This window comes from Solibacillus silvestris (assembly GCF_051967575.1).
Taxonomy (GTDB): domain Bacteria; phylum Bacillota; class Bacilli; order Bacillales_A; family Planococcaceae; genus Solibacillus; species Solibacillus silvestris_B.
In genome coordinates this window covers 24757-45712 of sequence record NZ_JBQCJW010000018.1, presented here as the reverse complement: position 1 = coordinate 45712, position 20956 = coordinate 24757, and the positions used below count along the sequence as shown (strand labels likewise).

23 protein-coding genes and 2 pseudogenes are annotated in these 20956 nt (G+C 37.3%); 19 read left to right on the top strand and 6 right to left on the bottom strand.

Going from position 1 to position 20956, the window contains the following annotated elements; translation table 11 throughout:
• Positions 1–124 precede the first annotated feature (124 nt).
• A complete protein-coding gene (locus tag ACTHOQ_RS12140; protein WP_440496407.1) occupies positions 125–265 on the bottom strand; it encodes a hypothetical protein in 141 nt (46 codons plus the stop codon).
• Between the two features lie 93 nt (positions 266–358).
• Here ACTHOQ_RS12140 and ACTHOQ_RS12135 point away from each other — a divergent pair, with 93 nt between their 5' ends.
• The 17 genes and pseudogenes from ACTHOQ_RS12135 to ACTHOQ_RS12055 all read left to right on the top strand — a co-directional run bounded on the left by ACTHOQ_RS12135 (position 359) and on the right by ACTHOQ_RS12055 (position 14822).
• Positions 359–484 (top strand): hypothetical protein, encoded by a 126-nt coding sequence (locus ACTHOQ_RS12135; protein ID WP_440496406.1) that lies wholly within the window; start codon positions 359–361, stop codon positions 482–484.
• Between the two features lie 290 nt (positions 485–774).
• Positions 775–1185, top strand: a complete 411-nt coding sequence (mntA, locus tag ACTHOQ_RS12130) for a type VII toxin-antitoxin system MntA family adenylyltransferase antitoxin (protein ID WP_440496405.1) — start codon at positions 775–777, stop codon at positions 1183–1185.
• Entirely contained in the window at positions 1178–1585 is a 408-nt protein-coding gene (hepT, locus tag ACTHOQ_RS12125; protein ID WP_440496434.1) for a type VII toxin-antitoxin system HepT family RNase toxin, read from the top strand. The genes mntA and hepT overlap by 8 nt, the downstream gene beginning before the upstream one ends.
• A gap of 599 nt (positions 1586–2184) precedes the next feature.
• A complete protein-coding gene (locus ACTHOQ_RS12120) occupies positions 2185–2487 on the top strand; it encodes an excinuclease (RefSeq protein WP_440496404.1) in 303 nt (100 codons plus the stop codon).
• A 106-nt stretch (positions 2488–2593) separates the two neighbouring features.
• Positions 2594–3514, top strand: coding sequence for an MBL fold metallo-hydrolase (locus ACTHOQ_RS12115; RefSeq protein WP_440496403.1), 921 nt, complete (start codon positions 2594–2596; stop codon positions 3512–3514).
• Positions 3515–3836: 322 nt separating this feature from the next.
• On the top strand, positions 3837–4292 hold the full coding sequence (locus ACTHOQ_RS12110) for a hypothetical protein (RefSeq protein WP_440496402.1): 456 nt from the start codon (positions 3837–3839) through the stop codon (positions 4290–4292).
• 422 nt (positions 4293–4714) lie between these two features.
• Entirely contained in the window at positions 4715–6331 is a 1617-nt protein-coding gene (locus ACTHOQ_RS12105; RefSeq protein ID WP_440496401.1) for a thiamine pyrophosphate-binding protein, read from the top strand.
• Between the two features lie 148 nt (positions 6332–6479).
• Positions 6480–6668 (top strand): annotated as a pseudogene (locus tag ACTHOQ_RS12100) (DUF3600 domain-containing protein).
• Positions 6661–6858: a DUF3600 domain-containing protein gene (locus ACTHOQ_RS12095; protein ID WP_440496400.1), complete on the top strand. Its 198-nt coding sequence runs from the start codon at positions 6661–6663 to the stop codon at positions 6856–6858. The pseudogene ACTHOQ_RS12100 and the gene ACTHOQ_RS12095 overlap by 8 nt, the downstream one beginning before the upstream one ends.
• An 80-nt stretch (positions 6859–6938) precedes the next feature.
• A pseudogene (locus ACTHOQ_RS12090) lies at positions 6939–7214 on the top strand (hypothetical protein); the annotation flags it as partial.
• A gap of 299 nt (positions 7215–7513) precedes the next feature.
• Complete coding sequence (locus ACTHOQ_RS12085; RefSeq protein ID WP_440496399.1) at positions 7514–8026, top strand: GrpB family protein; 513 nt, start codon at positions 7514–7516, stop codon at positions 8024–8026.
• 95 nt (positions 8027–8121) lie between these two features.
• Positions 8122–8736, top strand: coding sequence for a C39 family peptidase (locus tag ACTHOQ_RS12080; protein ID WP_440496398.1), 615 nt, complete (start codon positions 8122–8124; stop codon positions 8734–8736).
• A gap of 269 nt (positions 8737–9005) precedes the next feature.
• The gene (locus ACTHOQ_RS12075; RefSeq protein ID WP_440496397.1) at positions 9006–9605 is read left to right on the top strand and encodes a TetR/AcrR family transcriptional regulator; all 600 of its coding nucleotides are present in this window, start codon (positions 9006–9008) and stop codon (positions 9603–9605) included.
• An 84-nt stretch (positions 9606–9689) separates the two neighbouring features.
• On the top strand, positions 9690–11870 hold the full coding sequence (locus ACTHOQ_RS12070) for an MMPL family transporter (RefSeq protein WP_440496433.1): 2181 nt from the start codon (positions 9690–9692) through the stop codon (positions 11868–11870).
• A 229-nt stretch (positions 11871–12099) separates the two neighbouring features.
• Positions 12100–13353 (top strand): S-layer homology domain-containing protein, encoded by a 1254-nt coding sequence (locus ACTHOQ_RS12065; RefSeq protein ID WP_440496396.1) that lies wholly within the window; start codon positions 12100–12102, stop codon positions 13351–13353.
• 386 nt (positions 13354–13739) lie between these two features.
• Positions 13740–14726, top strand: coding sequence for an IS1096 element passenger TnpR family protein (locus tag ACTHOQ_RS12060; RefSeq protein ID WP_440496395.1), 987 nt, complete (start codon positions 13740–13742; stop codon positions 14724–14726).
• An 18-nt stretch (positions 14727–14744) separates the two neighbouring features.
• A complete protein-coding gene (locus tag ACTHOQ_RS12055; protein ID WP_440496432.1) occupies positions 14745–14822 on the top strand; it encodes an SEC-C metal-binding domain-containing protein in 78 nt (25 codons plus the stop codon).
• A 215-nt stretch (positions 14823–15037) separates the two neighbouring features.
• On the opposite strand, the gene yidC is transcribed toward ACTHOQ_RS12055, so the two are convergent.
• A complete protein-coding gene (yidC, locus tag ACTHOQ_RS12050; protein ID WP_440496394.1) occupies positions 15038–15796 on the bottom strand; it encodes a membrane protein insertase YidC in 759 nt (252 codons plus the stop codon).
• 103 nt (positions 15797–15899) lie between these two features.
• Between yidC and ACTHOQ_RS12045 the strand changes: the two genes are divergently transcribed.
• Complete coding sequence (locus ACTHOQ_RS12045) at positions 15900–16760, top strand: helix-turn-helix domain-containing protein (protein WP_440496393.1); 861 nt, start codon at positions 15900–15902, stop codon at positions 16758–16760.
• A 117-nt stretch (positions 16761–16877) separates the two neighbouring features.
• Positions 16878–17162, top strand: a complete 285-nt coding sequence (locus ACTHOQ_RS12040) for a hypothetical protein (RefSeq protein ID WP_440496392.1) — start codon at positions 16878–16880, stop codon at positions 17160–17162.
• Between the two features lie 344 nt (positions 17163–17506).
• Here ACTHOQ_RS12040 and ACTHOQ_RS12035 read toward each other — a convergent pair whose 3' ends face one another.
• The 4 genes from ACTHOQ_RS12035 to ACTHOQ_RS12020 all read right to left on the bottom strand — a co-directional run bounded on the left by ACTHOQ_RS12035 (position 17507) and on the right by ACTHOQ_RS12020 (position 20955).
• On the bottom strand, positions 17507–17896 hold the full coding sequence (locus ACTHOQ_RS12035) for a hypothetical protein (protein WP_440496391.1): 390 nt from the start codon (positions 17894–17896) through the stop codon (positions 17507–17509).
• Between the two features lie 159 nt (positions 17897–18055).
• A complete protein-coding gene (locus ACTHOQ_RS12030; protein WP_440496390.1) occupies positions 18056–19435 on the bottom strand; it encodes a sensor histidine kinase in 1380 nt (459 codons plus the stop codon).
• Positions 19432–20112 carry a response regulator transcription factor gene (locus tag ACTHOQ_RS12025; RefSeq protein WP_440496389.1) on the bottom strand — a complete coding sequence of 227 codons (681 nt, stop codon included), beginning with the start codon at positions 20110–20112 and terminating at the stop codon, positions 19432–19434. The genes ACTHOQ_RS12030 and ACTHOQ_RS12025 overlap by 4 nt, the downstream gene beginning before the upstream one ends.
• Before the next feature lie 156 nt (positions 20113–20268).
• On the bottom strand, positions 20269–20955 hold the full coding sequence (locus tag ACTHOQ_RS12020) for an ABC transporter ATP-binding protein (RefSeq protein WP_440496388.1): 687 nt from the start codon (positions 20953–20955) through the stop codon (positions 20269–20271).
• Position 20956: the final 1 nt, after the last annotated feature.

The window sequence follows — 20956 nt, the reverse complement described above, 5'->3', positions numbered from 1 at the left end:
TAGTAAGATTCCATCCGGGAATCGCATGCAGTACAGCGCTTGGTTGACCGCCAAGCGTTTTTTTTTATTTTATTTGAATAGGTAGAGGCATTGATTCTAAATGGAACCAATGCCTCTTTTTGCATTACAGCATCATACGAAAGAATCGATAAATGGTATCAGCAAATCGGAATAGATCCGCTGCGTATCGGAGGATGACCAGTCCTTCGATACGCTTTTTCTTCCGCTCAGCCTTTACTCTTTCCATCCGGGAAAAGCGTTGCATGCAGTACACCTCCTTCCGAAAAAGGAGTCAGCTGAAAATGCTGCCTACATATTGTAGCATGAAACCCATTGGGGAAAATAGGAAGGCATAAAAATGGGGCCAGTAAATTTTCAATGGGTGATTTTATCTTATTATTTTATCTTATTATTTTATCTTATTGAAGGAATGATTGAAGCAATGTTTGATGCGATTGAGCATTCGTTTTATCGGGCAGCATGAGTATGGCTATCTGATTGATACGGGAGAGCACATCCACTACTTGAAACTTAATGTGGTGAAGCAGTAGGGCAGAAGGCAACCTTGAGATGGAAACTGATATACAGTCGCCAATCCAACAAAAGTTCGGCAAAGTCGCTTACACAGATCCTTGCATTTGCGGCAGTGGGAAAAGTACGAGAAGTGCTGGGAATAGGTTCCTTGAAAACTGTTTGTTGCAGTTGTCGCTTGGCATTGTGAAACATGTCATTTACATAAAAAGAGTTTATACTATCTATAAGGAAGGTGATTGCATGCTGCGTCCAGAGATAAAGGAACAAATCATTGCAATATTAAAGGAAAAATTAAAGCCTGATTTTATTATTCTTTTTGGTTCTTTCGCAAAAGGTACGGTTCATAATGAAAGTGATGTTGATCTTGCTTATTTCTGTAAGCAGCAGCTTTCATCGTATGAGCGATTTTTGATAGCTGGGGAGCTTGCGCTAGTTTGCGGGCGAGAGGTGGATTTAATTGATTTAAAGACAATCGATACAGTATTTGCGATGCAGATTTTTGACCAGGGGATTCCGATAGATGTTCAAGACGAAAATGAGTATACACGTCAAAAAATGAAGGCATATAGTATGTATGCAACATTGAATGAGCAGCGTGCGCCAATTATAGAAGCCATTAAAGAACGGGGAAGTGTATTTGGATATGAATGATGTTTTGCTAAACAAATTAACGACAATCGAACGCTGTGTGAAACGAATTCATGATGTGTATGATGGAAAACGTGAAAATTTAAACGATTTTACAAAGCAGGATAGTATTATTTTAAACATTCAACGTGCTTGCGAGTCAAGTATCGATATTGCGATGCATTTAGTAAGTGTAAGGAAATTAGGCGTTCCAAGGGCAAGTCGAGAGGCGTTTAAGCTTTTGCAGGATGCAGAAATAATTGATGCAAATTTGGCAAAGACATTGATGAATATGATTGGATTCAGAAATATTGCTGTGCATGATTACCAAGAGCTTGAACTTGATATTTTAGAGGCGATTTTAGATAAGCATATTGAAGACTTCAAGCAATTTGCAAAGGTGATTACTCAGTTAGAACAGTAATCGAAAAATAGTTATAGCAGTTCACATTGGTGAAGGCGCCATATATGCATATAAAGAAGACCGAAGCCGTTAATATGTAAGGGTTTCGGCCTTTTTGTGCTATGGGTGATTTTATGATGTAGCATTCAATAGTATTTGTGTATGGGTTTCGATTTATAAAACACTTTATTGATAAAGGACTAAATTCCCATGAGAAATCGAGAAAAAAGTTATCTATCTGGTAAAGCCATTCTTGAGCGTAATACGATATGCGAGAAGGGAATGTGGTCAAGATATTTTACGGGATAAGTTCGGCAAGCGCTGCCGCAATGATCCTTGCATGTGGGGCAGCGGGAAAAGTACAGAAAGTTCTGCGGCAAACCTTGTTTCCATGTAACTGTAATAGTGACGGCACCGTTCCACGCTGAATTTTTTGAACGATAGCGCCTGAACCTGGCTATTGGCGTCAGAAGATGAAATCCAGTTTTATAGGCTGCGAAGTATGGCAATATGCTAGTGCTTCGCGCTTTTTTAATGGCAGATCAAACTCCCTCTTTTGCCTTAACAAATGCCGCGGATTATAATAATGAGATAGTAAGGACTTAGAAGGAGTGTTTTTGATGAATACACGATACAAAATTACACGTCATGATGCACAGGGAAATCCAACGTTAAGCTTGGAGGAATGCCGAAATTTCTTTGAGGCTAAATCGGATTTCGAATACAAGGATTTCTTTAGTGCGAGCCAGGATGGTGTGAATATGAAGATTAAAGGCCACTTTTTTATGTGGCAATTGGAAAATGCGCAAGTACCGTTCCGATTTTTTGATGGCGAAATTTATGTAGCAGTTTCACATCCCGTCATTTTAGAAAAAACAATGGAAATTGCCCGCCAGCTAGAAGCCAATTATATTGAAGGATAATTGGAACATAAACAAGGCCAGGCATTGCAATGCATAAGTTTTCAAATGCTAAAGTACTTCGTTAAGCCGCTATTTTTTTAATCTTTGAAATGGGGAGATTGTGCCGATGAAGAAACGTTTTTCGAATTTAGACCAGGATGATAAGCTTGCTTCGTTTTTGGACGTGTTTAAATGGCAATTCACTAAATCCAAGAAAGTGGTGGATTGGCATGTGCCGCAGTGTGCGCAAAAAGATACGGATTTTCTGAAATCAAATCGTTCGAAGCAGACAATTACATGGATTGGCCATTCGACCTTCCTTATACAAAAGGAGGGGATGAATATTTTAACAGACCCTGTATGGGCAAAGACGATGGGTTTTTCAAAACGACTGACGGAGCCTGGCTTAAATATCGATGAGCTGCCTGATATAGATGTGGTGCTCATTTCGCATGCCCACTATGATCATTTACATATCCCCACATTAAAGCGATTAAAAGGAAATCCGCTCTATCTTATTCCGGAAGGGCTTGGCTATTTACTGAAGCGGAATCAACTTCACAATTTCGTGGAGCTGGCATGGTATGAAATGCATAAACTTGGGGATTTGGAAGTTCATTTTGTGCCGGCGAAACATTGGACGAGACGCCTGCTGTGGGATACGAATACATCGCACTGGGGCGGTTTCGTATTGCAAGCTGCCAGTGACGAAAAAAGCATTTATTATGCGGGGGATAGCGGATATTTTAGAGGTTTTAAAGAGATAGGCGAACGCTTCAGCATTCATACTGCATTGATGCCAATCGGCGCTTATGAACCGGTGTGGTTTATGCATCCTTCACATGTTACACCTGAAGAAGCGGTTCAAGCGTTTCAGGATGTCAGGGCGATTGTGTTCATACCTATGCACTACGGCGCATTTATGCTTGCTGATGACACACCAAAGGAAGCGGTTGACCGATTGCAGATACACTGGAAAAATAGCGGCTTGGCAGCTGAGAATCTTAAGGTTTTGGCTTTAGGCGAGACAGTCAGAAGCGGAATATAGGGTAATTACATGTATTTGGAGGATTATGTATATAGTTGTGTAAAAGTGAAAAGTCATATCCATTTCTGAATAATTGATTGTGCAATTAAATATGCTGTGGAATATATTGTTGATTGTGAGGGTCAAATTTTGCAGATTGACGATTAAATTACAATTTTAGGGAGTTCTATAAGCTTTACTGTCCTTCTGTTTCAATTAAATGGGGTTAGTAACAATTCCTTGAATATTTGAGATGAGAGCTTGTATATAGTTGTTAGTTGCTTTTATATTAAGCCTGAAATTATCCTATATTTGGCATGTAGAAGTGTAAAGCTGGGTGTTTTTGATTTATAAAATATCGAAAAAAGAAGGAGATGAGCTTACACTGAAACAAAGATTAAAGAAAAAGCTAGGTAACCGGTACAATGTATTAAAGAGAGCAAAGAGAGAAAAGTTTAAAAGACGAGGATACAAATGCATTAAGTATGCCATAGAACCGATTGGAATCAATGATAAGCTAGAATTGGATCGGGAAGGATATTTACTCGATTATCCTTATGCAACACACTGGCTTATTCAACTTACCTATACGAAAGAAAAATTCCCAATTAAAAACGAAAATTATTCATTTCACTATATTATTACTGTATTTCCTTGTAATAAAATTGGCGGAACCCATACAAATGGTCCAATACATATTTACTTTTCTCAAGCAGTAGAGCTAGATAGAATTATTTCTGTTTTTAATCAGTATTTGGATAATATGATAAATGATTGTTTTTGGAAGAATACTATTTAAATATAGGTATTAGAGATTATGTAATTTAAATGAAAATAATATATTCCATAAAGCGAGCGCGATTCTGCAATAAGGATCAGCGCTTTTAGTTGTCCAGATCAAGTAAGTTTATTACTTTTTATTCAGTCATGTCCTTCATATGGGAATTGATTAAATAACCTTAGATTCTCCAATGCTTTTTGCTAAAGCATCTATTTCGTTTTCAAGTAGGAATAGATGTTTTTTTGTATTCAATGAGTCTATGAATGTATATATTACCTGGAAATTAACATATTCAAGGGGAACTGGGCCTCATTTTGCCATGCGTTTGAAAAAATGAAGATTAACTCGTGTTTTTTCGGGAAAATTGAAAAATATGAGCGAAAATAAATAGGCCTTATAACTGGCAGGTTAGAAAGGTCTATCAAGGAGGTTCATATGTCATGGAAAAGAAAGAGCGAACTGTTGCTGAACTGATGCTAGATCAATTGTATTTATTCGGCGTACGACGGATATATGGAGTAGTGGGTGATGCTACTTTCGGGCTCATCGATGCACTGGCCAAGCAGGATAAAATTAAATACATTGCAGTCAAGCATGAGTCGACAGCTGCTTTTATGGCGTCTGCGGAAGCAAAACTGACAGGTGGTCTTGGAGTTTGCACCGCGACGATGGGGCCTGGTGCGGCTAATCTTTTAAATGGGCTCGGTGATGCGCATGCAGACAGAGCGCCAGTACTCGCAATCACCGGACAAGCCCCGAGTGATAAAATCGGCACGGAATTTCCGCAATATATTGACCAGCAGGAGCTTATGAAGCCTTTTGCTGCTTATTCTGCAAATCTGGCGAGCCCCGATGCGACGGTTGACGTCCTGCAAAAAGCAGCGCGAACATCACTCGGTCAGAGGGTTGTAACACATTTGTCTATACCAAAGGATATTTTAATGATGCCGGCTAAAGGGGAACCGCGTCCATTGCCGGATGTTATTGAAGGTGCTTCCAGCTTCACGAAAGAAAGCTTGGAACAGGCAATAGGAATTATGAATACAGCCAAGCGACCAATGATTCTGGCAGGCTTAGGTGCAACTTCTATATCAGGGGAATTGGAAAAGTTAGCGGATCTTTGGGGAGCGGGCATTCTAGCAAGCTTGGGCGGGAAAGGTTTATTCGATGAATCTTCACCGCTTGTTTTGCAAGGGATTGGCGAAGGCGGCAATCCTTATGCGGCAGATTTATTTAAAGAGGCAGATGTGGTCCTTCTTGCGGGCACGACTTGGTGGCCGGAAGGGTTTGTGCCGACTGATGCGCGGATAATTCAGATCGACCGCCAATTCGATAAGTTTGTAAAAGAAATCCCGACAGAACTTGGAATTATGGGAAAAACCGAAGAAGTTGTTCCAATTTTAGCAGAGAGCATGCAAGGATTTTCCCATTCTGAAGATTGGGTGGACCGTTTACGGAAAGTTAAAGAAAAATGGGAGGAGCAAAATGAGAAGGAGGGCAATACGCCGGGTTATCCTGTCCACCCTTCCCGGATTATCCGTGCCCTTGACCGGACAGTGGCACCGGATGCCATCCTTGCACTCGATACAGGGGATAATACAGTATGGACGAATCGTAACTTCAAACAAAAAGAACAATCTGTCTTATTTTCCGGCTACTGGCGGACAATGGGCTTTGGTCTTCCAGCCGCGATGGCAGCCAAGCTAATAAAACCTGAAAAGCAAGTGGTGGCGATAGTTGGCGACGGAGGGCTTCAAATGGTGCTTGCAGATCTATTGACAGCTACCCGCTATGCACTTGATATTACGGTTGTTGTCTTAAATAATGAGAGTCTGCAGATGGAAAGGGACAAGTTGAAAGTAGCAGACAAGAAAGAAGTGGGAGTAGACTTAACCAACCCGGATTTTGTGAAACTGGCAGAAGCTTGCGGCTGGAAAGGACTGCGACCCGCTTCAGATAACGAGCTGGAAGAAGTGATGGAAGAAGCACTCAATACGAAAGGTCCTGTACTGGTGAATATCAGAACGGCACAGGTGTTCTTCCCGGAAACACAATAAAAAAATGGATGATCGAAAAACCGGTCACTCCTCTTTTATGATATTGCTGCGCATACCTCTGATACAGTGTATTTTCTGAAATAAGGAAAGCGTCTTTGTTCATGAATAGAGCTAAAATTGTAATATATAAAATCTTTAGTTTAAAGAAATACTATATGTCATTACAAACGCAAAACTTGAACTCGGCAATAAAAATGGCAATATCGATTATTCTTAAGTTTCTGAAGAACAACTGAAGGAAATTAAAACGGCGATATATGGCATCCAGCCTTACTTTGACATATTAAACGATCAACCATCTAGTAAAGAGATATTAACCGCTGAGGAATATGAGTAATATATTCAGGCTTTATACCTTTGAAACAGTTATGGCGCAAGTTGGTGTTTCTTCACCACCAGAAGTTGAGATGACTCCTGCAGATTTACAGGAAGAGTATATAAAGGCTAAGGCAGTTTTGGATTATGTGAATGAAAAACAAATGGGAATTAATTGTGTAAATCAGCTTGGAATTTTAAAATCAGGCTGATTTATTTTTCCCTGACTTGAATAGACAACTGGATGCATTAGCTGATAGAATAATTAGAAATAAATTACAGGTGGAATGAATTGAAAAAGAGACTAGGTTGCCTTCACGCCCATTATTCAAATATTGAATATATAGAGAATGCCCTTGCCCCATTTGACACCGAATTAGTCCATTTTGTTGATCCGGGATTAATGGATCGATTGACTTCAGACAAGAATTTCCAAGGAGTTGATGCACAGCATAAAGTGAAAGCGCAAATTGAATGGATTGCCCAATCTAAGGTTGATGCTGTATTGATCACGTGTACAAACTATATTGTCATTTTACAGGAAGTCCAACTATCTGTATCAGTACCAAAGTTTATGGGGAAAATTATGTATGGTATTAGCTTTATTATAGTATTATTTGGATTGAGTGAGTTGTTAGAAAATCAAATTATTTTTACTATTGGTCTTATTTTAATTTTATCACTTATTATTTTTGCATTGATTTACTCCAATACAAGAAACAGATTCAAAAAGTAAGATTAATGATAATCGAAAGAGGACTTCGCATCTTGAAGTCCTAAATTTATTTATAAAATCAACAATATTAATTAACAGAGCCTATATAGAAGAAAACACTTTTGTAATTACGTGATGGGAGATGCGAATCTATGAAAATTCGTCTTACAGAATATAGCGAAGATTGGTCTGAAAGATTTCAGGTTGAGGCAGAGTTCCTTAAAACAATATTTAGCGACGAGATAATCAAATGTGAGCATTTTGGGAGTACCGCGGTTTATGGAATGAAAGCAAAACCTGTAATTGATATGATGTGTATCGTTAAGTCCATAGAGAAAGTTGATTCATACAATAAACAGATGGAGAATCTTGGATATGATGTTGCTGGAGAGTGGGGCATTGCAGGTAGAAGGTTATTTAGAAAGGGGGGCGAGAACAGGAGTCACCATATCCATTTTTATCAGCTTGATAATCCTGAAATTGAAAGGCATTTGATCTTTCGGGATTATCTTAAATCTCACCCTCAAGAAGTAGCCAAGTACAGTCGCTATAAAGAAGAATTGGCTCAACGCTTCGATACTACCAGCCATTACAGTCCGGCAAAAAAGGAATTTGTAAGTGAAATAGAGCAAAAAGCGCTCAAGTGGTTCAGTGAAAATAACTAGGGAACATACGTATTTCATTAGATATCTCAAATTTTTATTAATCGAACATGATTTTTTAAGTTTCTCTACAAATGCTAAGCAATGGAGGAAGTAATATGTTTATAGTGAATACAATTATTTTATGGGTAATTATATCAATCTCCATTAATACATATTTAATGACTTTACCTGTACCTGCTTTACGCAAAAAAGATTATCCGTCTTCCTATATTATTAAACAAAAAAATCGAATAGATTTCCAAAAAGATACGGAATGTGCTGCATTTTCAACAGCATATTTGTTGCGTCACTTTGGTATGGATGGTGAAGGTGAATATTTATATAAGCATTTTCCCAATAAAACAAGAGCGGGCAATGTATATCCAAAAGGAATTCGTACGGTGTTACGAAACAAAGGCTTTAAGACAAACTATTATAAAGGAAATATCAATACATTAAAATGTGAAGTCAGTAAAGGTATTCCCGTAATTGTTTTTATAAAAGTACAGAAGGAACGCAAAAATTTGCATTTTGTTCCTGTCGTAGGTTACGACAAGGAGTATATTTACATTTCAGAGTCATTAAAACATCTTGCGAATTGTGAAGATGAAAGTAAGGACTATAATCGAAAAGTTCCGATTAAAGAATTTAAAATTCTATGGAATGTAAAGAGAATTCATATGCTTCCTTATAGCAATACATACATAGCAGTAGATACTAAACAGAGTTAATAAACAATATTAGCAGTGAAGGTGAGAAAAAAGTGAGGATATTTCGGAAGAGATTTGGGGATAATTATTTACGAGAGTACGATTGATTCATTGAGTACAGCGCTTGGTTGACCGCCAGGCGTTTTTTATTTATGTGAAATCGGGGGTTTGGCTAAATTACGGATTTCCTTTCTAGACTATACTTAAACTATCCAGCTATATCATTATAATAAAATAGTTTACAAGTAGATTTTAACATGTTACTATCAAAAATGAACGGAGGTTCACGCATGCAGTATTTAAAAGAAGAAGTGAAAAATCGTATTATTGTAGCTGCGTTGGATGAATTTAAAGAAAAGGGATATTTAGGTGCATCCATTAGAAATATAGCAAGTAACGCAGATATTGCATTAGGAACAGTGTACAAATATTTCAAAAACAAGGAGGATTTATTTAATTCTATATTAGAAACGGTTTATAATGACCTTTTCATTGCCATCAATAAAATCATTGTTACTGATGTCAACCCAAATGACAAATTGATTGAAATTAAAAATAAAATATTGGATATTTTTAAAGAAAACAGTAAAGAACTCCTGATTCTTTTCGGCAAGAGTAAGGGATCTAAATTTGAGAACCTGAAAGTTGAGATTGTGGATAGTCTTTACAATATTCTGAAAAAAGAAGTATTCTCCCGGTTTGAAGATAAAAGCCTTGTAAAGGATCCATTTATTTTCTATATCCTTTCAACTACCTTTATAGAAGGGATATATACTATCTTAAAGACTCAGGAAGAAGGGGATAAAATCGGTATTCTTATTGATAAGCTGATTTTTCTATCATTTCACGATATTGAAAGCCGGTTTAAAGAAATGTCTCAAAATAACTAAAAATTTTATTTTTGCATAAAAATGAACGAATGTTCACCTTTGATTGGGTAGAGAGAGTTTTAACAACAACAGGAGGAGATTACAATAGCAAAGTATCTTTATAAACTAGGAAATTGGTCAGCGACACATAAAAAATCAGTGCTGTTCAGTACAGTGGGGATTTTGATTGTATTCGCAGTCCTAGTAATGTATTTAAAACCGGCTTTTAATGGAGAACTTACAATTCCGGATACGCCAGCTGACAAAGCAGCTGAATTAATTAAAGAAGAATTTACTGGTGCATCAGAACAATCTACCGTAAATATCGTATTTAAAGCACCGGAAAATAAAACATTGGAATCCGAAGATATACAAAGCAATATTAAGGACGTCCTTAATGAGATAAGCAAAGATTCCAAAGTAGCAAGTGTTTTATCACCTCTGGAATTAAACAATTTAAATGCAGATAAAACAATCGGTTATGCACAGGTTACGTTTGCAGCAGAAGCGGATAAGGTTTCAGAGAAATCGAAAGATCATATTGTGGATAGTATTAAATCAGCAAGAGATGCAGGCATACAAACAGAAATAAGCGGGGGAGAGATTGAATTCTCCAGCCTGGAGTTTGAAGGGATTTATGAAGTGATCGGAGTAGTAGTTGCCTTTTTTGTATTAGCAATTACTTTTGGTTCATTTATTGCAGCAGGATTGCCGATTCTTATAGCATTATTAGGTTTAGGAATTAGCTTATTGGGTATTATGCTCGTTGCCTACTTTATTGATATAAATTCTATTTCAATCATTTTGGCAGCGATGTTAGGATTAGCGGTAGGTATTGATTACTCTCTATTTATTATTACACGATTCAAACTTGAGTTGGCAAAGGGTAATACCATTAATAATTCAATTGCCATAGCATTAGGAACATCCGGGAGTGCTGTAGTATTTGCAGGTTTGACTGTTATTATCGGCCTGTTAGGTTTATCTGTGGCTCAAATACCTTTCCTGACGTTTATGGGTGTTTCTGCAGCTATTAGTATATTTGTGGCAGTACTTATATCTATTATTTCTTTACCGGCAATTTTAGGCATGATTGGCCATAGAATCTCACCGGCCAAAGAAAATAAATATCTTCAGAAGATTAACGGCAAGAACAAGGACGAAGCGAAAGCAAACAAGTGGGGCAAATTAGTTACTAAACATCCTATCATCGTATCGATAGTATCTATAGCATTCCTTGCAATTCTTACAATTCCGTTCTTCCATATGAATTTAGGGTTGCCTTCAGACGGGACAGCGAAATCAACGGAACTGACTGAAAGAAGAGCATATGACCTATTAACCGAGGCATATGGTGAAGGCTTTAATGCACAATTGGTTGTTGCCGCAAAAGTTAGTAAGGCAACAGAAGAAACACCACAAGTGATCGCAGAAATAGTGCAGGAAATCAGTGGGTTAGAAGATATTAAATTTGTATCGCCGATTATCCCCGGACCATCCGGAAAAATCTTCATGATACAAATTACGCCGGAATCCGGACCAGATGATATAGAAACAAAGGATTTGGTAAACCTTATCAGGGACAAATCCATAGCATCCGAGAAAGAACACGGTATTGAGCTAATGGTAACAGGCAGTACGGCCATGAACATCGATATATCCCAAAAATTAAATGATGCGCTGCCATTATTTGCTTCCTTAGTGGTAGGGCTTGCATATATCCTTTTAGTAATGGTCTTTAGATCACTGTTAGTCCCATTAAAAGCTGTTTTAGGCTTCTTGCTTTCTTTAGGAGCCACTTTAGGATTTATGGTATTTGTTGTACAGGACGGAAATTTTATCACTTTCTTCGGATTCCCTGCTGAATCACCATTATTAGCTTTTTTACCTGTTATTACAATAGGAATTTTGTTTGGACTAGCCATGGACTACGAAATATTCCTTGTTAGTAAAATGAGAGAGATTTACATGCATACCGGGGATAGTCATAAAGCTATTTTACTTGGGATGAGAGATAGCGGAAGAGTAGTAACTGCTGCTGCTCTAATCATGATGTCAGTATTTTTCGGATTTATGATGAATCCGGATGCGATGATCAAATCTATCGGAATGGCTCTAGCCTTTGGAGTATTCTTCGATGCATTTATAGTTAGAATGACAATAGTACCGGCTGTAATGACTCTTATGGGAAAAGCAGCTTGGTATATTCCGCAATGGCTGGATAGAATTCTTCCTAATATTGATGTAGAAGGAGAATCTATTATGAAGGAAGACGAAAGAAAATAATAGTTTGAATATATTACCCATAATTCTTGTGAAATCTGCATTTATCCGAAAAGGATGAATGCGGGTTTCTTTGTGTTTGGGAATAGGGGGTTCCAGGTAGGAAGAGCTAGGGGATACATCCATGACTTGGTAGCGATAAAATGCGATATCATCCGCTAATTCTGATAAAAAACTGCTATGATGAAAGAGTTTAAGTTTATAAATTTACTGGAATAGGGGAGTTGCAGAATTGGCAAATTCAATAAGAGCAGTCATAACGCTTATCATTTTTTTACTATTTTTAAATAGTAACCCAATATCCTCAAGTGCAAATGGTGTTAATCTCCTGCCATTTGAAGATGAAAAGTCAGGAAGAAATAGTCATGCTTATTTATCTACATACGAAGCTCCTTCAGCCAAAATAAAAGAAGATTTTGTTAATGAAATCTCTACATATGCAATGAAAGCAAATGAAAAGTGGGGAATTCCCGCTAGTGCGATTATTGGAATGGCAATTATTGAAAGTGGCTATGGAACAACAAGAATCGCGGTCAATGCCAATAATCTTTTCGGAATCAAGGTATGGGGCTATCATCCGAAAAATGCTTGGCAACTAAAAGGACAACCTGATGAAGATTATGAACCGGTACCAGTTCTGGCTAATTACGGGGAAGACCGAAAAATATACGATGAAAGCAAAAGAAGAGACAACTGGTATCGTGCATTTCGTTCCTATAAAGAAGCGGTTGATTATTTAGCAGGAGACTTGCTGATAAATCAGAGATATCGTTTCGCAAAAACAAATTATGAAGAAAGAATCAAAAATGGATGGAGTTTTGAGCGGGCATCCAAAGAATATCTCTACGACATTGCCAATGCGGGATATATCCATTTGGGCGGTGAATATTACCGAAGTAAAGTTGGCGGCGTAATGGACGAACGGGATTTATATCAATATGACACTAGAAAATTCAAAGACATTGGCGGTCATTGGGCTGAGGAACAGATCATGTTCTTAGCAGAAAAGGGCTGGATTTCCGGCTATTCTGATGGTACATATAAACCGAATAATTCAATAACAAGAGCTCAAGCTGCTGCTATAATAAGCAACTTTTTAGCACTGACTCCAACAACTGAAAATATTTCCTTCAGTGATGTGGAGAAGAGCTTTTGGGCATCAGAATCAATTTGTTTAGCAGCACAACATAAAATAATCAACGGTATTGGCGGTGGACGATTTTCCCCTAATACTATTTTAACAAGAGCGCAAATGGCTCAGATTTTCTATAACGCCGGGTTTTATAGCCAATCTGCGGGTAATCATGCGAATTCATTCAAAGATGTAGACCAGAACTTTTGGGCTTATATTGCGATTGAAACAATGAAGCAAGAAGGAATTATGTCCGGCTATACCATTAGCCGATTTGGCCCTAATAATCCTACAACAAGAGCACAAATGGCAGCCATGATTTACCGGATACATGAAAGAGGCTTAAACAAATAAATACCAATAAGTAAATGATCGGTTGGAAAAGCAGGTTAAGCATCTTCATATCTGATGAATAGACGGAGAAATTCCCCTTATTTAGAAAACAGTATAAAAAATAGGTTAAATAGACGGAAAATTTCCGCTTATTGACCAGAAAAACGCGAAAATAGTTGATTTTGCATCTATTAAGCGGAAAAACTCCCCTTATTTATCCCCGAAACGACCTCCATTTCGTAAATAAGCGGAAAAACTCCGCTTATTTTTTCTGCCCTAAATTGAAATAGTCGTTGGTGAAGCAACTTATTTAAGAAAAGGCAATTTACAGTATACAAAATCGGGACATCTTTAATTGATTTCTGGATTTTCGAAATCTTTAGCTTTTCATTGCCATCAAGTTAGAGTTGATTAGTAAAACTTATCGCGGAAATGTTAGCTCACTTGAAGCAGACAGTGACCGATTGTCCACTTTTGAAAAACTGATATTAACCGAGCAGTACGTTTCGCTGCTGCAATGCTTTTGGTTTAATGCAGACTGGGAAACACTGCAAGGGGCACTTTATGCCAGACAGCCGGCTAATGTGGATATCCTTTTTGGACAATTAAACCGTCTGCCTGTCAATGTGGAAATTAAGCTGGAGAAAGAAGAGTCTCTAAAAAATTTATTAGGTTCGTACGGGCATTTTCTTCTCTATTTCCAGTATTTTGGGTTTTGGGATGTTAAATTGGACGGTACACTGGAGCCTAAAACAAAGGTGAGAGCGAAGTCATTTACGATCAAACCCTTTTTGAAACCGCTGATCCCGATTTTGCAAAGAGGTTTTGAATGTCGCTTAGAGCAGTATGAGATTGGCTATTGGGGTTCATTTGAGCCACATCAATTTCCAAGAGAAGAAGTACCGTCCTTTGATACAAAGGCTTTTGTTTCCATATTAAAGCCATATTTCGAAGAGGGACAGCTGGAAAATGTGCTGCAAAAAAAGGAGAAGGTTGTTATACAAGGCGAATATATTTTTAAAGTAGCTTATGCAAAAAGTTGTTGGCGCACGATTGCCCTTCATGATTCACATACTTTGCTGGATTTGCATGTATGGATTCAGAAAGCTTTTTCATTTTTAGACGATCATCTTTATGCCTTTTATATGGACAATCAGCCTTTTAGTTCGAATTGCTACAACTCGCCTCATGATACTGAAGGGCCATTTGTGAATGAGGCAACTATTGGCGGACTTTATTTACAGGAAGGTCAGCGGTTTCTTTATTTATTTGATTTTGGCGATGAGTGGACATTTACCGTTACGCTTGAAGAAATCAGGGAAGGAATTGAGGCCGTTCTTCCTAGTATCCGTGACGAAAGAGGGGAATCACCGAAGCAGTATGGGTGGTTTTAAAGAACTGAGGCTAAGAGAATATATAATCCAATCGACCGCAACGATCCTTGTATTTGCGGCAGCGGGAAAAAGTTTAAAAAATGCTGCGGAAAATAATAGCCGACCTTAACTCAAAGCTACATGCCATGCTAACTAATTCTAGCATGGCATGTTTTAAAATGCAGACGATAAATTATTATCAGCTTCTACAAGTTGCGGATCCGCTTAGCTAACCTGCTGTCACTTCAATTCATCGATTTAACAATAGGGTACTGTATGCTATTCGCTTTTGAATTCTTTGTGAATTCCTTTGCCATATCAATAAAATTACGTTACTTATTTTCCTTTATTAAAGCCATATCTTCATCTTTACGATAAAGAATTTTGTAAAGATAAATATTCTGTAGGATGGAAATGAAACTGCTGACGATCCAATACAATGTAATAGCTGTTGGAGCCATAAAGCCAAATATCATAATCATCACTGGTAATATATAGTGTAGGATAGACATTTGAGGGTTTGTATTTAATGTTGGACCCGTTTTTAATACGAAATATTGCATTCCACCTGCTATCATCGCAAAAATGATGCTTGAGGTTGCTAAAGGCACATTAAAAATTGAACCTAGCTCATACATGGGTGTGACATTCATTCGACTAATTGCATGATAGAGTCCAATTAATATCGGCATTTGTATGAGTACCGGCAAACATCCGGCTATTGGATTAGCACCTTTACTTTGCATTAATCTCATCATTTCCTGCTGATATTGATGCTGTGTCTCTGCATCCTTTGATGAATACGTCTTTTGGAGTGCCTGTAATTGAGGCTGCAGTGACTGCATAGCCCGCGAACTTTTAATTTGTTTTAAAGTTAACGGTAATATACAAATCCTCACCAAAACTGTAACGAATATAATTCCCCCCGCATAGCTTCCTGTAAATTCAGCTGAAAATTGAATCATACTTACAATAGGCCAAACAATAATTCTATTCCAAATGCCTTCATGTTCGCTTGAAATGGGCTGGTTGAATTCTGAACATCCAGCTAATATTAAAACGCTACCTAAAAATAAAATGTACTTCTTCATGTACTCACCTTGTTTCTATTGAATTCTCTTTACATTTTTAGTATAAAGTCGTTCAATATGTTTAAAGCAATTTATTCCATATAGAATATTGGGAGTTGAGGAAATGAAAATCGGAACTACACTTCAAGGAATCAGAAAAAGCCGGCAGCTCACACAGGCGAACATTGCTGAAAATATTATGACACAAGGTGCTTATAGTAAAATAGAAAAGTCACAGCTATCAATAAATTTGGACCAATTTATCCCAATCATTATAAAAATGAATATTGATTTTCAAGAGTTCTCTTATATTTTAAATGGCTATCAGTTAAGTAAAAGAGAAACATTGATTAAAACGTTTACCTCTCTGGAAATAGCAAATACTGAAGATTTACAATTGATGTTAAAAGCAGTAAAAGACTACTTAGTTAATAATCCTGAAGATCAATATATTTACTTTTTACAGCTTGTTTATGAGGCATTTATAATATTGCAACAGGAAAATGACTTGGAAAAATCCCGACAAATGGTAGCGCCTATATGGCAACAATTGCAAACTTTAGATGACTGGTATATGAATGATTTTGAATTATTAAATGCTATCCTATTTCTTTTTCCGTTCGAAATTGCAATTGAAATGACAAAAACGGCAGAGCGACGGCTCGAAAAATATACCGATTTTCCATATGATGTGTCGTATTTACAAGCTTATTTTCGAATCGATCTTTCGTTACATTACATTGAAATGCGTCTGTTTGAAGAATGTCTAGCTTACCTTGAGGAAACTGAGCGTAAGTTTTTACATAAAATGCGCACTAAAACTGCAGCCATTCTTTTTGAGAGAAAGGCAATTTGTCTTTTTTATTTACAACGCCCTTTTGAAGTTGAAATAGAAAGAACTCAACGATTACTGTCCATCTATAAAGATGAAAATACGAAAGAACTGTTATTAAAAGAATTCAACTTGTTAACCGGTAACTTTTAACAAACATTTTATAGCTTTTAAAATCTGCCGGAAAAGTGGGCAAACGCCGATTTGGGAACCATTGAATTACAATTTATGTCTATATTAAAAAAGCAGAAGTATAATGGAGGCATCAGGATGTGGTTAATAATAGGTCTTATTGCAATTGCAGCAACCTTTATAAATCTTTATATGTATGCAACAGGTAAAGATTACAAACTTGCGATGGCAATGGGGTTATCATTTACAGCATTAACACTTTGTGCAGAATACAGTCTCGTATCAGGATGGGCAAAAAAAGAAAATTGGCCAGCTTTATGGGAAGTTCCTAATTATGGAAAGGTATTATGGTTTTTGACAATTGTTTCTATTTTATTAAATATTGCACCTATACTTTTTGAACGGAAAGGTAAAAAACAATAACTTATCGTCGCATTAATTAGATAATATGCAATTATTGTGTAAGTCCTTATGTATAACTGATCGGAGCTTTAGTTAAATAGAGATCCTCAACAATGAAGCATAATCCTGTAACAAGATTCAGCGCTTGTTTTCATTAAAGGATCATATTATCGAGTAGCTCATGTATTATGCAGTAGGCCAAGTACTGTGCAACGGGTTATTTCCATAATTGCATAACCCAGCCGTTTTGCATAAGTAAAGGATTATAGAGAGGAGGCGGCTCAATCTATAATCCTTCCATATATTTCCGGAAAATTTACTCTCCTCCCGAATATATGATGAGTCACGATGTAATTCGAAGATGCCTATTTTTCTCCTTTGACAAACATTGTTAACAGGAAAAACAGCAGGAAGCTCAGAAGTAATGCAACCCCTCCACCGATATAAATGAATAAGGTAACACCCTCAGATAGATTAAATGGTTTAACCATATATAGCCACATTCCGACTGTTAATCCTACAGAACCAATAATTGCGCTCCAAACATGCAACTTTATCAAAATGGTTTCCGTTGTTTGGAAAACCTTATAGAAAACTGCCCATCCGAAAAGGGTTAACCAGCCAACGACAAGGATATGCGCATGAACTGCACGAAATGCATATGAGCCGGAGCCAGCCATATGTGCGCCCAATATTGCTCCAATCACCCCAAAAACTCCTGCAAAACGCAATAGAGTTTTGCTACTATTATTCATACAGAATTTCCCTCCATTTGTTCATCATACTTTATTGGATCAACCATCTATAATGTACTTCCTGAACATGAACGGAATATGAACAAATGATTATAAAAAAGGGATGCGAACCAATAGATTGATTTGCATGTTCTGGCTTGACATAAATAAAAGATCATACTAACTTACAGGCAATTCGATAACAAAGATAGTTCCTTCATTTTCCTTACTTTTCACATGAATCAGTCCACCATGCAGTTTAACAATGGCCGCAACAATTGATAGTCCCAATCCTGTTCCTTCCACTAAGCGCGTCCGTGCGGAATCCACCCGGTAAAAACGATCAAAAATTCTTTCTTTTTCTTGATCATTCAATCCGATCCCCGTATCTTCAAACGTCACCGCTACCGAGTTTTCTTTCTCTTCCATCCATATTTCAATACTGCCATTCGGTTTATTGTATTTAATCGCGTTGGTTAACAGATTATCCCAAACTGTATTTAGTAAAGACGGGTCACCTGTGATTTCTATATCCGGCAATTTAAAGCCGAGTGTTATACCTTTTTCTCCTATTTGCCACTGATAATTTCGTACGAGTTCTTTAATTTGCTTTCCAACATTAAATTGCTTAACTTTCATAAGATCTTCATCCCGATCCAGCGAAGCAAGAAGCAACAATTGTTTCGTTAATGTAGAGAGCCTTTTAATTTCCCCGTTGATGATGGAAATGTAATTGCTTTTTTCTTCGGGACTTATCGATTCACTTTCCAATAGATTTGTATATCCTTTTATATTGGATAAAGGTGACTGTATATCATGGGAAATATTCGAGATGAACTCTTTCCTCATTTCATCCGTTTGCTCCAATTTATTGGCCATCCGCAAAAAACTATGAGAAAGTTCACCTAACTCATCATGACGTGCAATATCAAGATCAACATTGAAATTACCATTCGAGAGTGATTTTGTAGCTGCTGTAAGTTTTGAGATTGGATGAATTAAATATTTTGTACTGACAATAACCATGACAATGCTCACAATAATCGTTAATGCCAGCAGCCATCCAAATAAAATATGCATCTCGTTAAAAAGGAGTTTAATATCCGGTCTCAGGAAAAGAGCATACTTCCCCTCGTTATGTGTTAACGGTACACCAATCGAGTTCTTCAATTCATTTGCAAAAAAACCTGTGACAAATGTTTCCTGCGGGAAATTGAGGATACCATGAAAAATATCGCCGTTTATTACTTGTTCTTTAGTGGAATCAGACAGCGTATTTTCCCGAAAAGGTGCACCAAAGTAAGATTCCTTCCCAGAACTGTCAACGAGGAAAATCTGGTATCCAATGGAGGAGATATTCTCCAAATATTCTTTAAGGTTTAAATCGGGATGGCTACTCGTAAATTCTGCAATGTCCAATGCGATTTTTGTGTTTTTCTGATCGTTATAAGGTTTTAATTTTTGCTGATAGTACGTATTGGAGATTAAAAAAGCGAAAATCCCACTAAAAATCATAATGCCAATGGTAATCACAACAAACTTTACATATAGAGATTTCACCTGCGATTCACCTCCAGCGAATATCCGATTCCACGCACCGTCTTTATTTGAAAATCATCCGTCAATTTAGAGAAACGCTCCCTTAACCTTTTCACATGAACATCGACAGTTCGTTCGTCCCCTTCATAATCCAAACCCCAAATATGTTCAATCAGGTGATCGCGGGAAAGTACTTGCATCCGATTTAAGGCCAGAAAATAAAGCAGCTCGAACTCCTTTAAGGGTAAAAGAATCGTTCGTTCCCCAATCTGAACCTCATAGTTTTTTTTGTTTACAGTCGTACTCCCTAAGCGAATAATAGATTCATCTGATTGTTTATCATATCGTCGCAATAAAGCCTCTATTCGAAAGGTCAATTCTTTTGGCTCAAATGGCTTGACCAAATAATCATCCGTCCCTGATCTAAAACCTTTTTCTTTATCCTCAATTTGATTTTTAGCTGTTAAAAGGATGACCGGGATATCATATTCCTTTCGAATCTCCTGTGTTAACGCATAGCCATCCATAAAAGGCATCATCACATCCACTACCGCTAAATCGCAACCTTCTCTTTTAAGGACTCCCAATGCTTCAACCCCGTCTTTTGCTTGAAATACTTTATACCCGGCTTTGGATAAGTGGATATTTACTAGCTGTAAAATATTGCTGTCATCATCTACAATTAAAATAGTTGTCATTTTGTAATCTCCTGTTTTTTAGGATTAAAATATTCGCTTTCTGTTTCAAGTAAACATACATTGAATAACTAATTGCAAATAAACAGCCCCGTAAAAATATGCAGGCTGTTTACTTTCATTTTCCTTATAAATATATTCTCTGGCATTTGCAGAGATTTAAACTTCATTTTGCAAAACCATTCCATCACTCATTTTGATGATATTGTCGACATATGAAAGCATCTCTTCATCATGTGTAACCATTAATGTAGTAATATTCAATGTTTTGGTTAACTCTCGAATTAATGCCATCACATCTTTGGACCTCTTTGAATCGAGGCTTGCAGTTGGTTCATCAGCAAAAAGAATTTTAGGTTTATGGATGATTGCACGGGCGATTGCAACTCGTTGTTTCTCCCCGCCCGATAATGAAGAGGGATAAGCCTGTTTCCGATGATCCATTTCAACTGATTTCAGAATTCTGCTAACTTCCCTTTTTTGTTCTTGTTTGTTCAATTTTGATTCGGAAACATCCAGCATGAGCATCAGCTGTTCTTCAACCGTGAGAAAAGGAACAAGGTGGGCAAATTGAAAAACAAAACCGAATTTGCTTGCTCTTATTTTCCGGACCTCTTCAGAACTCATGGCAGTCATATTATTGCCCTCGAATATAACTTTCCCATCTGATGCAGGCTGCAGTCCTGCTGCTATTGTAAGGAGGGTACTTTTACCGGAACCCGATGCACCTACCAGCGCGGTTACCTCTCCTTCTTTAAGAGAAAGGTTTATTCCTTTTAGTATTTCCTCCTCAATTTCACCGTTAGTAAATGTTTTTCTTATTTCACTAAGTGTAAACATTGTCATA

Excerpts from the sequence above, each read along its gene's own strand:
- ACTHOQ_RS12140 (WP_440496407.1), bottom strand. The coding sequence starts at position 265 with ATGCAACGCTTTTCCCGGATGGAAAGAGTAAAGGCTGAGCGGAAGAAA.
- ACTHOQ_RS12085 (WP_440496399.1), top strand. The coding sequence starts at position 7,514 with ATGAAAATTCGTCTTACAGAATATAGCGAAGATTGGTCTGAAAGATTT.
- ACTHOQ_RS12025 (WP_440496389.1), bottom strand. The coding sequence starts at position 20,112 with ATGACAACTATTTTAATTGTAGATGATGACAGCAATATTTTACAGCTA.
- ACTHOQ_RS12115 (WP_440496403.1), top strand. The coding sequence starts at position 2,594 with ATGAAGAAACGTTTTTCGAATTTAGACCAGGATGATAAGCTTGCTTCG.
- ACTHOQ_RS12020 (WP_440496388.1), bottom strand. The coding sequence starts at position 20,955 with ATGACAATGTTTACACTTAGTGAAATAAGAAAAACATTTACTAACGGT.
- ACTHOQ_RS12045 (WP_440496393.1), top strand. The coding sequence starts at position 15,900 with ATGAAAATCGGAACTACACTTCAAGGAATCAGAAAAAGCCGGCAGCTC.
- mntA (WP_440496405.1), top strand. The coding sequence starts at position 775 with ATGCTGCGTCCAGAGATAAAGGAACAAATCATTGCAATATTAAAGGAA.
- ACTHOQ_RS12095 (WP_440496400.1), top strand. The coding sequence starts at position 6,661 with ATGAGTAATATATTCAGGCTTTATACCTTTGAAACAGTTATGGCGCAA.
- hepT (WP_440496434.1), top strand. The coding sequence starts at position 1,178 with ATGAATGATGTTTTGCTAAACAAATTAACGACAATCGAACGCTGTGTG.
- ACTHOQ_RS12075 (WP_440496397.1), top strand. The coding sequence starts at position 9,006 with ATGCAGTATTTAAAAGAAGAAGTGAAAAATCGTATTATTGTAGCTGCG.
- ACTHOQ_RS12120 (WP_440496404.1), top strand. The coding sequence starts at position 2,185 with ATGAATACACGATACAAAATTACACGTCATGATGCACAGGGAAATCCA.
- ACTHOQ_RS12035 (WP_440496391.1), bottom strand. The coding sequence starts at position 17,896 with ATGAATAATAGTAGCAAAACTCTATTGCGTTTTGCAGGAGTTTTTGGG.
- ACTHOQ_RS12105 (WP_440496401.1), top strand. The coding sequence starts at position 4,715 with ATGGAAAAGAAAGAGCGAACTGTTGCTGAACTGATGCTAGATCAATTG.
- ACTHOQ_RS12080 (WP_440496398.1), top strand. The coding sequence starts at position 8,122 with ATGTTTATAGTGAATACAATTATTTTATGGGTAATTATATCAATCTCC.
- ACTHOQ_RS12135 (WP_440496406.1), top strand. The coding sequence starts at position 359 with ATGGGGCCAGTAAATTTTCAATGGGTGATTTTATCTTATTATTTTATC.
- yidC (WP_440496394.1), bottom strand. The coding sequence starts at position 15,796 with ATGAAGAAGTACATTTTATTTTTAGGTAGCGTTTTAATATTAGCTGGA.
- ACTHOQ_RS12040 (WP_440496392.1), top strand. The coding sequence starts at position 16,878 with ATGTGGTTAATAATAGGTCTTATTGCAATTGCAGCAACCTTTATAAAT.